The sequence below is a fragment of the Sphingomonas sp. P3_C6 genome (assembly GCF_056402595.1).
In genome coordinates this window covers 1-15,108 of sequence record NZ_JBFUHB010000043.1, presented here as the reverse complement: position 1 = coordinate 15,108, position 15,108 = coordinate 1, and the positions used below count along the sequence as shown (strand labels likewise).

General features: G+C 66.0%; 6 protein-coding genes. All 6 read left to right on the top strand.

What is annotated here, in order from left to right:
* Positions 1-621 precede the first annotated feature (621 nt).
* The gene (locus tag AC1DT7_RS23075) at positions 622-12,555 is read left to right on the top strand and encodes a filamentous haemagglutinin family protein (RefSeq protein WP_478038526.1); all 11,934 of its coding nucleotides are present in this window, start codon (positions 622-624) and stop codon (positions 12,553-12,555) included.
* Between the two features lie 55 nt (positions 12,556-12,610).
* A complete protein-coding gene (locus AC1DT7_RS23070; RefSeq protein WP_478038524.1) occupies positions 12,611-13,441 on the top strand; it encodes a SapC family protein in 831 nt (276 codons plus the stop codon).
* 4 nt (positions 13,442-13,445) lie between these two features.
* Positions 13,446-14,078 (top strand): OmpH/Skp family outer membrane protein, encoded by a 633-nt coding sequence (locus AC1DT7_RS23065; RefSeq protein WP_478038522.1) that lies wholly within the window; start codon positions 13,446-13,448, stop codon positions 14,076-14,078.
* 10 nt (positions 14,079-14,088) lie between these two features.
* Entirely contained in the window at positions 14,089-14,283 is a 195-nt protein-coding gene (locus AC1DT7_RS23060; protein WP_478038520.1) for a hypothetical protein, read from the top strand.
* Positions 14,280-14,789: a hypothetical protein gene (locus AC1DT7_RS23055; protein WP_478038519.1), complete on the top strand. Its 510-nt coding sequence runs from the start codon at positions 14,280-14,282 to the stop codon at positions 14,787-14,789. Before AC1DT7_RS23060 ends, AC1DT7_RS23055 begins: the two co-directional genes overlap by 4 nt.
* Positions 14,790-14,859: 70 nt before the next feature.
* Positions 14,860-15,108, top strand: a 249-nt coding sequence (locus tag AC1DT7_RS23050) for a tyrosine-type recombinase/integrase (protein ID WP_478038517.1), incomplete at its 3' end; no start/stop codon positions are given.

The window sequence follows — 15,108 nt, the reverse complement described above, 5'->3', positions numbered from 1 at the left end:
CCGGGTTCACTCCCTCTCCCGGGCGGGGCCGGGTATCGCGGAATGTCGCGCTTGCCTTCACCCTGTCCGCCGCCGGTGCGGCCGTGTCTGCGTCCGCCGCTGAGGCCCAGGATCGAGTCGTCCCGCGGCAGCCGCTTGAGCTAGCGCCCGCAGAGGTCCGCGCCGAGCCATTGCCACCGGCGGTAAACCCGCCGGTCAGGGTCGGTGGCACGCCGCCGGCCCCGTGCGTCCAGGTCGATATCGCCGGCCACAAGGCCGGGCATCTCGACTGCGCCAGCCAGACACTTCAGGAGGCCGCCCGCGTTGCGCAAGCGCAGGCCCGCGCGGGCGTAGACACGCCTGTCCTTGAGGCCGGTTCCCCCGACGTCAGGGTCGGCGTCTCCAGCCTGTCGGGTTCGCGCCTGCGCATGGGCAACGCGCTCGGCAACTCCGTGCATCCCCAGCGGCCTAACCGTGCGCCCTCGGCGCCGCGCCCCGGCGGCCGGCCGTGATCCGCACCCTCATTCCGGCTGATGCCCTGCGACTACTCGCGCTGCGTCACGCCAGCCTCCCGAATCACACCCATGATGCGGCCGCCCAAAGAACAAATGGCGCGGCTGCAAATCCCCTGGAGTCCGTGCCATGACCGTCAAGTCCCGCAGCCTTCGTCGCCAGCTTCTGATCGGCGCCTCGGTCAGCTCCATGCTGCTCGCTGGCGTCGCCCATGGCCAGGACACCCGCGGGCGCGGCGGGGCCGTCAATCCCGCCGATGCCGCGATCCGCGCCGCGCAAGCGCAAGCTACCCGCTCGGCGCAGACCAACTCCGCCAGCCAGCGCGCCGTCGCTGCATTCCGCCGTGCATCCCAGACCCGCGCCGCCATGCAGAACGCCCAGAACGCTGCCCGCATCGCTGCGCTCGCCGCGCAAAGCCACGTCCCCAACGGTCTCGGCCAGGGCGGCCTTCAGGTCGCCAACGGCGTCGTGTTCGGACCTGACGGCAAGCCGGTCGAGGGCCCGCTGTGGATCGGCGCCAGTGGCCCAACCCAGAGTCAGGGTGCGAACGGCCGGACCAACGTCGTGGTCGATCAAAACCAGCAGAAAGCCATCCTCACCTGGGACAGCTTCAATGTCGGCCGTGAGACGGACCTGAGCTTCAAGCAGGGCGGCGCCGATTGGGTCGTGCTCAACCGCGTCACCGACGTCAATGCCGATCCGACCCGCATCCTCGGCTCGATCAAAGCGCCCGGTACAGTCCTCATCCTCAACCGGAACGGCATCATCTTCGGCGGCGCAAGCCAGGTGAACACCCGCAATCTCATCGCCTCCACCGCCGGCATTACCAACGAGCAGTTTCTCAATCGGGGTATCTATTCCAGCCTCTCCGGCGCCAACTATCTGCCCAGCTTCACCAACGCCGGCGGCGCGGTCACGGTTGAGGCCGGTGCGCAGATCACGACCCATGCGCCGACGTCCGTGACGTCGGGCGGCGGCTATGTGCTGCTGATGGGAACCGAGGTCGTCAATGCGGGCGCGATCACGACCCCCAAGGGACAGACGCTTCTCGCCGCCGGTGACGACTTCCTCGTGCGGCCGGGCGTTTCGACGCAGGCCAACGCCTATTCCACCACGCGCGGCAACGAAGTGCGCGCGCTGATTGGCGAGGGTTCGACCAGCGGCACGGTGATCAACCGCGGCCAGGTCGAGGCTTCGCGCGGCGACATCACCCTGACCGGCCGGACCATCCGTCAGGAAGGCGTTCTCGTCTCGTCGACCGACGTGAGCCAGCGTGGGACCATTCACTTGCTGACTTCGGCGAGCGACGCCGAGGCTTCGGTCACGCTGGCTGCTGGCAGCCTGACGACGATCCTTCCGGAACTGGACAGCGACGAGACAGCCGCGAACGCCCAGCGCGATGCGCTGATCGCCGAGTCCGCCCGGCTCGATCGCCTCCGCTACAACGACTCGCTTTCGGGCGCGAATGGTTCGGCCCAGTTCGACAACCTCAGCAAAACCGGCGATCGGCGCGACCAATCCCGCGTGGAGATCGTCTCCGGCGGCGCGGTGACTTTCGCAGGCGGCTCGGACACCATCGCCCAGGGCGGACAGGTCTCGGCAACAGCGGCCAGCCGCATCTTGGCGGACGCGGGCTCGCTGATCGACGTCTCGGGCGTGCGCGGCGTCAGCCTCGATATGGCGTCGAACTCGGTGCTGGTGAACATCCAGGGCAACGAATTGCGCGATTCCCCCGCGAACCGCGATACCGGCAACCTCAACAACCAGAATGTCTGGGTCGATATCCGCGATCTGGTCTACGCGCCCTCCGGCACGGGCGGCTATAACGGCGACCGTTGGTACACCGGCGGTGGGCTCCTGGAGGTCGGCGGTGCGCTGGCCAACCAGCAGCACGGGATCGGCGAATGGGCGGCGATCGGCGGCTCGGTTACGCTGGCTGCCAGCGAGGTCGTTCTGCGTCCCGACAGCGTCATCGATATCTCGGGCGGATCGCTCGACTATGCCTCGGGTTACATTCGCTCCTCGCTGATGCTGGGCGCGGATGGCCGCATGTACGATCTGCGCAATGCGCCGGCGGGAATGACCTTCCTCGCGGTCGGCAACGCCTTCGCGCGCAAGCACGACCGTTGGGGGCCGCAATATACCGAGGTCTTCGCGAACCGGCTGTTCTCGCGGGGGACCACCATGCGCTGGCAGGACGGATATTCGGTGGGCCGCGACGCCGGCGTGCTGCGCGTATTCGCGCCGACCGTGTTGATGGAAGGGAATGTCGCCGCCGGCGTCCTGACCGGATCTCTGCAGACATTGGCCCGGCCCGACGGGGTCATCGACGGCTACAAGACAAGTCAGGACAGTGTGGCCTTGGCGGGCGGGCTGGTAATCGGCCGCACCAACGGGTTCGGCGCGGACGGCGCCTTCGCCTCGCCTATTCTGATTGGAGACGTTGATGACGTCGCCGCCACAGTACCGGTCGACGGCGTCATTCCGGACGATCGCCAGAACACCGTGTCGCTCGATGCGACCCGCCTGAGCGGTTACGGCCTCGGCTCCCTTACGCTCACGTCCGCGGCCTCGATCGTGATCGACCAGGCGTTGACGCTGGCCGATGGCGGCAAGCTCGACCTGAGCGCCGCGACGGTGGCGATCAATGCCGACGTCACCATCCGCAGCGGCGCGATTTCGGTAGATAATGTCGCCCCGCTGTCGCCTTTCTCGAACGGGACCATTCCGTATCTGCTCGGCGACGGTGCCCCCGGCTTCACGCTTGGGACAGGCGCGACGCTCGACCTGCGCGGGGTGTGGACCAAAGGTTCCGACGATGCGTCGGCCGCCACCTCCGTCGCTCATGTCGATGGCGGCGATCTTTCCGTACGCATGGTGCAGGGCTCGGTCGATATCGCCCAGGGCGCTGTGATCGACGTATCCTCCGGCGCAACGCTGGAACAGCAAGGCGGTTTCGTTGGCGGGCGCGGCGGGGATGTGACCCTGATCGCCGGCGCGGACCGGGTTGAGGGATCGAACGAAGCCCAGCCCCTGACGGCCGAACTGACGCTTGATGGCGAGATCCGCGGCTATGGCGTCACCGGCGGCGGCACACTGACGTTGCAGACGCCCCGCACGGTGATGTTCGGCGACAACGCCATCCTGCAATCGGGCATGTTGCCTGCGGGCCTGGCGTTGCCCGCGTCGGTTCAATTGACCGAAGATGTCAGCGTGCCTGCGGGCACGGTCCTGACCTTCGCGACCACTCAGACGATACACTTCGCCTTTCCGGACACGCTCGTGACTTCCCCCTTGCCGGTGGACACCACGACCCCAACCATTCTGGCGGCGACATGGACGGTGCCGGCCGGTGTGTTCGGGAGTGCGGACGGCCTGAGCCTTCAGCAGGGCATGATCCTGCCAGCGGGGACGTCTGTGCAGTTCGCCGGTCGCATCCAGCCCGGGGTAACGCTGCCTTCATCGGTATTTCCCAACGGGGTGGCGATCCTGCCCTCAACAGTGTTTCTACAGCCCGGCGTGCGCTTGCTCGAACCGGCGCTGCTCACGGCCGGCCAGATCCTTCCGCAGGGCGCCATTCTGGACCAGGTGGTGGGATTTACCCCACCCCCGCGCGCGCTACACGCGTCGCTGCTGGAAAGCGGATTTTCCAACTATGATATTCGCAGCCGGGCCAGCATTCTCATCGACAATGTGACGTTGCGGCCGCAGGTGCCCGTGTTGCGCCTCACGGCCGGTTCGGCGACGATAGCGTCTGGCGCGGACCCGCGGCAGGCCCTGGAGCTGTGGCAGCCGCCTGTCTATATCGCCGACGCGCAAAGCGGTACGTTCAATCAACGCGCCGGGGCCAGTCTCACTTTGGTTGGACGTGACCTGAACATCACCGATGGCGCGCGCATCGAGGTGGATCCAGGCCAGTCGATCCGGCTGGAGGCCGCCGGCCAATTGACGATGAACGGGGCGCTAATCGCGCATGGCGGATCGGTGGCGCTGCTGCCTCAACCGTTGGCGCAGAGCGGCGCCTATGCAGGCAGTTCGCTATGGATCGGCGAGAGCGCACTGATCGATGTTTCCGGACAAGCTATGTCTGCCGTGGACCCGCTCGGCCGCCGCTACGGTTTCGCCCAAGACGGCGGCGATATCCTGATCGGCCTTGCGAATCTGACGCCTGACGAGAATGGCTGGCTCGCGAACGCGACGCGGGCGCCGGTCGTCATTCGCGAGGGCGCACGGCTGCTCGCCGACGGCGCTTCGACGACGATCGACATGCCATCGCGAACCGGGCTTCAGGCTGAAGCGGTGTCGGTGATGATCGCGGGCGATGGCGGGTTGATCCGTCTGGGTTCGCAAAGCGGCATCTACAATGATGGGTTGATGTCCGCCAAAGCGGGAGGCGCGGGCGCCGCTCGTGGCACGCTAAACCTCGTGCTCGAGAATACACCCTATTTCGAGCCGTCTCGCCTCCGCACGGTGACGCTCACGCAGCATCATGTGGGAACCGGGCTGGACGACCTGACCATCGGCAATGCAGGCACGGTCAGGATGGCGAGCCGGCTGAGCGCGGATGATATCGTCGCGGGCGGGTTCGGGACGCTCGACCTGTGGAGCCGTGACACGATCGCATTCGACGGCGATTTTACGCTGGCGATGCCGGAAGCGCTGATCCTGCGGCGCGGCGTCCTGACCTCGCAAGGATCGCAGAGCACACCGCATGTCAAATTGTCGGCGCCCTATGTGCTGCTCGACGGCAAGGCGTCGGTGGTTGTTCGCGAAGCAGAGCTCATCCCCGGCCTGGGATCGCAGGGCGAGAATGACGAGATATCCCTGACCAATACCGGCAGTTTCGCAATCGACGCTGACCTGATCGATATCCGTCACCAAGCGATGTTTGGTATTAACGCGTTCGTTCAACCATCGCCCTTCTTGCCTCTAGTCTTCTACGATTTTTCGGGCTTCGACGATGTTTCGCTGACCAGCCGCGGCGATATCCGGTTCACTGATGGCCGGTTGGTATCTGGCGGACTGAACATGACGCTCAAGGCGTCGCAACTTTATCCCACGACGGGCGCCACCGGCGAAGTGCGCGTCGGCCCGCTGCGTAATCCTCAGGTGGGCGACGGCGTCCGAACCCTGACTATTCGTGGCTGGGGCGACAATCCCGCGGCGCCGCTTTCGGTGTTCGGGACGCTTACGCTGACCGCGCCGAACATCGACCAGGGCGGCATCGTCCGCGCGCCGCTGGGGTCGCTGCTGATCGGCAGGTCACCACAACCGTTCAATACGAGAAACTACATCTCCAACGTCACGCTACGCGACGGCAGCGTGACATCCACCAGCGCCGACGGTCTGCTGATGCCCTATGGCGGCACCAGCGATGGCCTGAGTTATCTCTACAATGGCGAGAAGGTCGGCTTCGTCGATCTGGCCGATTTCACTAACGACGACAGGTTCACCCCGGTCACGATCAATCGCGGCGTCGTCTTTGGACAGGCGACGGTGTCGGCGGAAACCGGATCGCTGCTTGACGTGTCGGGCGGCGGCGAGCTGACCGGCGCGGGCTTCTTTACCGGCCGTGGCGGATCGGTGGACGTGCTCCGCACCGCGCTCGCCAACGCCAACCCCGTTGCTTACGGCGCAAGCTCGCCGGACGCAGAGGTATATGCCTTGGTGCCGACGATGCGTGGTGAGTACGCGCCAGTGTCGCCGGACAGCGGCGCAGCCGCTCCCGCCATCGGTCGGCAGATCACGTTGACGCAGGCGGTCGGGGATTTGCCGGCCGGCACCTATACGCTGATGCCATCGACCTATGCGCTGTTGCCGGGCGCTTATCGCATCGAGCTGGGCGGCACCCCTGCGCGCGCGATCGACTCGGTTGCGGCGCCCGACGGGTCGGTCCGCACCACAGCCTATCTGGGCGTGGCGAACACGGACGTGCGCGACGCCCTGCCGACGCTCGTTACGATCACCTCGGGCAAGACCGTCCGGCAATTCTCGCAATATAACGAGACCAGCTACGCCGATTTCGCGATCACCAATGCTGCGACCTTCGGGGCATTGCGGCCAAGGCTCGAGCGCGATGCCTCGGCCATTCAGCTCGACTTTGGTACGGCGACAGGGGACGTACTCGAATTTTCCGGGGTAACGGACCTTTCCGCCGCCAAGGGCGGTCGATCGGGCACCTTGTTCATCACGGGCCAGAAGGACATCGAGGTTCGTTCCGATAGCGAGGAGGCCGGTACCGCCGTCGCTTCGGTCAGCGACGCAGACCTGTCGCGCTTCAATCCCGGTGCCCTCGTCATCGGGGGCACTTTCAGCCTCGTTCAGGCGGTGGCGGCGCCGCAGGTGGGTGGACCGTCGGCGCTAGGTCCGCGCGTCGCGTTTAATTCGGCCTTTGATACGACCGTGACCGTGCGCGACGGTGCGACCCTGAACAGTGCCGGCCAAGTCTTCCTTCTGGGGAACCAGGTGACCGTGGAGAGCGGCGCCGTCGTCGATACGACGGCAGGCGCAACCGATGGCATCGATTCGTCGCTGGGCTATGTCTTCTCGGACAGTTACGACGGTTATAACGCGGAGGGACGGGCAATCCTGGCTGTCGGCAACGGCGTCCTCAACTTCCTCGGCGCCGTTCAGGATTCGGTCCGACCGGCCAACGCCATCACAATCGGCGACGGCGCCACGCTGCGCACGCCGGGGACGATCAGCTTTTCAAGCAGCGGGGCACCGCAGATCGGTGACGCGACGCTTGAGGCGCGGTATTTCGCGCTGTCCGCGCCGACGCTCGATATCGGCACGGCGCAGCGCCTCGACGATGCGGAAAGCGTGCGCAGCGGGGTCAGCCTGACGCAAGGGGTGATCGACCGTCTGCTGGGATCGAGCACGCCGGTGGAACGTATCACGCTGACCGGTGGCGGTTCGATCAACTTCTTCGGCGATGTGACGCTCGACCTGCGCGGCGAAACCGGCGCCGGAAAGGCGATGCTCGTCCTGAACACGCCAGCACTTTATGGGCTGGGCGCGGCAAATGAGACTGCGGCTGTTTCCGCCGACACCGTCATCTGGAACGGCGTCGGTCGCGGCAACGGGACGCCGCAGAGCCCCTATGCCAGCAACGCGCCTGGCGAGGTCATGGCCGGAGGAGCTGGCACGGGGGTCGGCATGCTGACGATCGACGCCCGCCGGATCGAGTTTGGCTACGATCCATCTGCGCGGTCACAGGACCAGGTCGCGCTTGATCGGCTGGCGCTGGGCTTCTCCGCGGTCAACCTGAGTGCCAGCGAGCGCATCACGGCCAACAATCGCGGGACGCTGGCGGTCTATCAGAGCGGAACCGACGCCCAGAGCTATGCCGGGGGCGCGCTCAACCTGCTGACCCCGCTGCTGACCGGCGAGGCCGGTTCGTCAATGGCCTATAAATCCGGCGGTGTGCTGGCCGTGCGCGCGCCCGAGGGTGTCGCCGCGTCCGATCCGTCGAAGGTGTCCGCGTTGGGGGCCGAGGTCAAGCTGGCGGGAGCGACTGTGTCGATCGATACCGCCGTGGCGTTGCCGAGCGGACGGCTGGCGATCAACGCGACCAACGGCATCGATCTGCTGGACGGCGCGGACATCGATCTGTCGGGCCGTGCGGTCACTTTCTTCGATGTGACCAAATACAGTTGGGGCGGCGACGCGCTGTTCGAAACGACCAATGGCGCGATCACGCAGGCTGCGGGATCGACCATCGATGTTTCTGCCCACCGCGCCGATGCGGGGTCCGTCAAGCTTACGGCGACGGGCGCGGGCGGCCGTCTCGATCTCGCCGGCGCCCTGCTGGGGGCCAGCGACGCGAGTTATACCTCGGGCGCATTCGATCTGCGCGTTCGCGAACTTGCCGATTTCGCCGGCCTGAACGCCAAGCTCGATCAGGGCGGATTTTTCGAGGCGCGCGGGTTCGTCATCAAGACCGGCGATCTGACGGTTTCGGACGCGATCCGCGCGAACAAGATCTGGATCTCTCTGGACGGCGGCAGCCTGACCATCGATGGCACGCTCGACGCGTCCGGCCAAAAGGTCGGCTCGATCCGGTTGGCGTCGCGCGACGACATGGTCCTGACCGGCAATGCCGTGCTGGACTTGCGGGGTGCGGTAGTGGCGAGAGACGGGCGCGGCGGGGTGATCGAGGCGTCCAATCGTGGCAGTGTCGAACTGGGATCGACGGCCGGCGTGGTGTCGCTGGCCTCTGGTGCGGTGATCGACATGCGATCGGCCGACGGCGTGTCGCGCGGAACGCTGGAGATCAATGCGCCGCGGATCGGCGGCGATGACGTCGCCGTGAACGCCGCTTCTGGACTTGCCGTGCGCGGCGCGGCCAGCATCGCGGTTAACGCTTTCGCGTCCTACACGCCGGCAGGCGGCATCATCGACCAGAACCTGCTGGACGGAATTCACGCAGACAGCGGCGCCTTCATCGACGCCGCGAACGGCAATGCGGCCGTCGCCACGCGTCTGGCGGGACTCAATGGTTACGGGGGCGCCTTCCATCTGCGGCCGGGTGTGGAAATCCGCAGCGCCGCGCTTGATGGCGACCTGACGGTGACGGGCGACCTGGATCTGTCCGGCTTCCGTTATGGCGCGTCCGCCGATCCCGGCGTGCTGGGGTCCGGCGAGGCGGGTATGCTGGTGCTGCGCGCAGGCGGAGACCTGATCGTCAACGGCAGCATCAACGATGGCTTCGCGCCGCCGCCAATCACGCCGGACGACGCCAACTGGTACACGCTGCTACCGGTGTTGACGCCGGGCGCCGCGTCAACCGCGGACTTCACCTTCGACGCGCAGTACAACCCGAACTATTTCGACTATGTCTATCTCTTCCCCAGCAACGATACCTTCAGCGACTTCCCGGTGGTCGTCTCCGGCTCGATCACGGATGCCTATGGCACCTATAATCCCGGCGACATCATCTACGGCGCGCTTTACGGTACGATCACGGTTGCGGCGGGCACCCAGCTATCGGCCGAGAACCCGGGCAACGCCAGCATCACCGTCGAAACACCGCGCGACGGGAAGAACTGGGCGGTCGCGCCCATGCTGGCGGCGGACAGCCAATCTTGGTCGATGCGAATGGTAGCGGGCGCGGATCTTGCTGCGGCTGACAGCCGGACGCTGGCGGCGGCCTCCACCTTGGGCCCGCGCGGCGATATCGTCCTGAACGCGCCGGGCAAGGCCGGCACCGACGGCTCGTCGCCCGCCATCGCGGTCGTGCGAACCGGCGCGGCGAGCCTGGAGCTTCTGGCGGGCGGAGACTACCGGCAGGAATCGCTATTCGGCATCTATTCGGCCGGCACCCAGGTCGCGGTGCCCGACGGCTATAATCTAGCCCGGGCCGGGATCGGCGACGGGACGATCTTCGGTCCCGGCTACGAAGATTATGAGGCGACGCTCAACGCCCAGCGCATGTATTTCACTCAGGACGGCGGTGATGTCGCGGTCATCGCGCAAGGTGATGTGCGCGGATACGCATTCTATGACTATGCCAATGGCAACTCGGTTGTCACCAGCGACATCGGCAACTGGCTGTGGCGTCAGGGCAATGTCGAGCGTGGCGAGGCGGGTGCCTGGGGCGTCAATTTCGGCCAATATTGGTTAAACCCCAACTATAATTTCGGCGGCCGCGCCGTGCAGCTTACCGGCTTTGGGGGCATCGGCACGCTCGGCGGCGGCAACCTGACGGTTATCGCGGGCGGCGATGCGGGCTCAACGACCAACTATTCCTTGCGGGTGAGCGGCGCGAACGTGCCAGCCGATAATGGGTTGCATCTGGCCGTCGCCAGCACCGGCTATGTCGCGCAGGATGGGCAGTTGATCCAGTATGGCGGCGGTACGCTGACGATGCAGGTCGGGGGACGAATCAACACCGGCATTTCGGACAATCCGTCCTCGCCCGTCGGCAGCGTGCTGAACCTGCGCGGTGACAGCATACTCCGCACAGCGTCGATCGGCCAGCTGCGCGAAAGCGCCTATGGCGTGCGCGGTGACAATGATCCCCGAGCGCCAGAGATCCATCTGCCACTTGATCGCATCGCCTATACGGCGATGCTAATCGCGGTCGGCGACGGACGGTTTTCGCTGCAAACGCTCGACGACGCGGCGATCATTACCGGCGTCGATGCCGGGCGCGCCGTCTCGCCCGCATCCGGGACGGCGGTTGATGATCCGTCCCTGCTGGGACGCACGAGCTTTAGCCTGTGGACCGACAGGAGCGGCTATAGTGTCTTCGCCGGCGGCGGTGATATCTTCCAGAACCCGATCGTGGCTTACGAGGACAATCCATCAAATCCGGTTTACGATCCCGGCTATTTCGCGGGCGTAGCGCCATCTGGATCGATCACCACGCGTATCGTGCTCGCGCCCAGTGTCGCGGGAAATCTCGAGTTGCTCGCCGGCGAGAATCTGTTCGGACGGGCGTCGATGTCGAGCGGGTCCGCAACCTTCATCGCCACGCCCTTCTCGCCGCGGTCACTGGACACCGGCCTTTTCGACAGTATCCAGCCATCCGGTTATTCCCTGTTCACCTACGGTCAGGACGCCGCCACCGACCTGCACGGTGCAAGCCTCGACCCCATTCGCCTTTATGCGGTGAACGGGGACGTCGCGATGCAGGTCGGCAGCGTCATCCAGGATGCGGTCGTGGCGGATCAATTCACGCTGGTGGCGGCCAAGCCGGTCGCCATGCGCGCCGGGCGCGATATCCTGTCCAGCGGCTTCATCCTGAACACCGATCCCCGTCAGGTCTCATCGATCGTCGCCGGACGCGATATCCTGAACTCGACGTTCAAGATCTGGGGGCCGGGCCTGCTGGAGGTGACGGCAGGACGCAATGTCTATCAGGCGCTCTCCAGCCCGATCGTTCGCGTTGACCAGGTCGACAGCACGATCAACAGCTATGGCGCCATCGTGCAGGGCGACACCCGCCCGGGCGCCAGCATCGTGCTGACCGCGGGCGTCGGCGCCGCGGGACCGAACTATGCGGCCTTCCGCGATCTGTACCTCGATCCGGCCAATCTCGCCGACCTCGAGCGGCCGCTGGCCGACCCGCAGAACGAGGGCAAGGTGGTTCGCGTCTACGACGAGGAACTGCTGACCTGGCTGACCGAGCGCTTCGGCTATGCGGGCGGTTCCGATGGCGCACGCGCCTATTTCGCCGCACTGCCCGACAGCCAGCAGGGCGTGTTCATCCGCCAGGTCTATTTCGAGGAACTGCGGCTTTCCGGCCGGGAATATAACGACGCGGACGGTCCACGGCCCGGCAGCTACCTGCGCGGGCGGCAGACGATCTCGACGCTGTTCCCGAACATGTCGACCGAGACCGATCCCGGTGACTACTCCGGATCGATCACCTTCCTCGGCAGTGCTGGCGTGCACACCGAGTTCGGCGGCGATGTTCAGATATTCGCCCCCGGCGGGGGCCTGACCCTAGGCGCCGACGGCGTGGCTCCGCCCTCGACCACGGGCCTGATGACCCAGGGACAAGGCGATATCGAGGTCTTCACGCGCGACAGCGTGCTGCTGGGCCTCAGCCGCGTGTTCACTACCTTCGGCGGCGGGATCACAATGTGGTCGGCGGAGGGCGACATCAACGCCGGACGCGGCGCCAAGGGCAGCATCGTCTATGCCCCGGTTCGCCGGACCTATGACGCATACGGCAATGTCGCGCTGTCTCCGACCGTCCCGACCAGCGGCGCCGGGATCGGCACGCTCAACCCGATACCCGAGGTCGAGCCGGGCGACATCGACCTGATCGCGCCGCTCGGTACGATCGACGCGGGCGAGGCTGGCATTCGCGTGTCGGGCAACGTCAACCTGGCCGCGCTGCAGGTGATCAACGCTGCGAACATCCAGGTGCAGGGGGATGCGACCGGCATTCCGCTTCCGCCGGTGGTCAACACCGGTGCGCTGACCGCGGCATCGTCTGCTACGACCGCAGTTGTGAACGAGGCGGCGCAGCTGGCGGAGCGAGCACGACCGCAGGTCCGCAGCGAGATACCGACCATCCTCAACGTCCGCTTCCTCGGATTTGGCGAATAGTCAACGAAGGAGCGCGGCACAAGCGGCGCGCCTTCGTTACGCTCAGGAGTCTCTCATGCCATCTCAAGATCACAGCCCAGCATCGGCTCCCACGCGCGGTCTCCCGCTCTTCTACCGGGAGCCTATCGCGCTATCCAGCCAGGTCCACGCCGGCTGGCGGCTTAAAGACGGTGACGCGGCTTTCGCGGCCGAGGTGCCGTACGTGCCGATCGTCGTCGGGGAATTCGTCGCCGCCGCCAGTGACTATCCGATCGTTTTCGCCGCTGGTGACACCCAGCCGATCGCCGTGCTCGGCCTGGAGTGCCGCAACCTCTTTGTCGAAGATGGGCGCTGGATCGAAGCGGCCTATGTGCCGGCTTATGTCCGGCGCTACCCGTTCGGCTTCATCGCCACGTCCGACCCCGATGGCTTCGCGCTGGGGATCGATAGCGCAGCGGAGCGCTTGGCTCACGACGGGGACGAGGGCAGGGCTCTATTCGAAGACGGACAGCCGAGCGAATTGACCAAGCAGGCACTGGCCTTTTGCGACGCGTTCCAGGCTGAAGCCACCGCGACGCGGGCATTCGCCGAGGCCTTGAAGGGGCAGGGGTTGTTGATCGACCGGCGCGCCGATGCAACCTTGCCGGACGGCCGCAAGCTCGGGCTCGAGGGCTTCCAGATCGTCGATGCGGAGAAGTTCTCCGCTCTTGCGGACGACGTCGTGCTGGACTGGCATCGTCGGGGCTGGTTGGCCCTGGTGCATTTCCACCTCGCGTCGCTGGAGCGGTTCTCCGATCTGCTGGCCCGGCAGAGCAAACGCCAGCCTGTCGCGGCCATGTCACAACACGGTGGTTCGGACGCGGAAAGCGTCGCCCCCACTCAACCCGCCACATCGAAGAAGGCCTGATCCAATGTCCTTGCGTATCCTGATCTCCGCTGCCGCGCTTGCCGGCATCGCCTCCACCGCCTCGGCGCAGAACGTGGGCGGCGCGCCCGCTGCCCGGGCACCGTCCCCGGCGCCAGCCCAGGCGCAGCCTCTCGGCGGCCCCGTGATCCCGGGTGTATGCCTGCTGTCGCGCGAAGCGATCTTCGCCAACGCTGCGGTTGGCAAGGCGGCTTCGGCGCGGCTGCAGGACCTGACCCGCACGGCGCAGGCAGAGATCGAGACCCAGCGCAAGCCGATCGAAACCGAAGCCCGCGCCCTCGAAGGCCAGGCGGACAACGCCGCGAACAAGACGCGCCGCGAGGCGCTGGCGACGCGCTTCCAGACTCTGCAGCAGCAGGCCGCGCAAACCAGCCGCGAGATCGAGGCGACCCGCGCCAAGGCGCTCGAGCGCATCTCCACCGAAGCGCAGCCGGTCATAGCCCAGGTTTATGGGCAGAAGAAATGCGGGTTGCTGTTCGATCGCAACAGCGCGCTTGGCGGCAACTTCGCCAATGATCTGACCGCCGATGTGGTGCGCGGTCTCGACGCGCGTATCCAGACGATCAGCTTCGATCGTGAACGACTCCCGCAGCAGCCACCTGCGCCGCCTGCGCGTTAGGGGGCGTGTCATGATGCTCGCGCTCGGCTTTATAGCGGGTTTCCTCATCGGCACCGTGTTGACGGGCCTGTGCGCAGTCTACTTTTTCGGTCTCCTGCGCGATGACATGGCGGGCCAGCTCGATGGCTATGGCGCGATGGCTCTCTTCACATCCGCTCGGGCCACGAGGCGCGAGGATCGAACCCATCAAGGATGCCTGCCATGACTACTTCTCCGTTCGGCCGTTTCACGGGGGCGCTGACCGGCCTCATCGTCGGGCTTACCGGTCTCGGCGGCGCTGCGGCGCAGCCGCAATCGGTGGCGCCGTCGGAGGCGCCGGCCGAGTGGGTGCGCTATGCCGAGACGGCCACCCGGAGCATCACCGCCTGGCTGGAAGAGGATAGCGCGTCCGCGATCGCGGTTCGGACATACCTGCACCAGACCCGGCCGTCCGAGGATCAGCCGACACCGCCGCTCGTCCTCAAAGTGTGGATCACGCCGGACGGCAGGATTGATCGCATCGATTTCCCGCCCTTTCCTGAAGAAACCGCCAATGCGGACCTCCGCGCGGCGATCATCGGCCGCGCGCTGGCGTCCAGACCACCGCGGCGTATGCTGCTGCCCTTGCGGGTCGCGATCCAGCTCGAGGCAGGGCAGCCGGCGCCTGCGGCCGGGGTTGGAGAGGACCGATCGTCGATGGTCGTCGCCAAAGCTGAGATCACCTTGCACTGACAAAAACAATCCGCGATCGTACAACGGCTGGAAGGCAGAGCGGTGCTCCAACCAACTAACGAAAGACGCCTTGGCTTCCATCGGCAATTTGAAGGTTCAACACTCGCTGCCGGACCCTTTCACGAGCGCCGAGATGGAGGCCATCCTCTCCCATCTTCGTTCGCGGGCGCCGGAGCAGGCGTGGAATTGGTATGAATTCGCGTTCGGAACAGGCGTGCGGCCCAGCGAACAGATCGCGGCGCGCTGGAGCGATATAGATTGGCAAACTCCAGCGATACGCATTCAACGTGCGAAGGTGAGGGGAGAGATCAAGCCCACC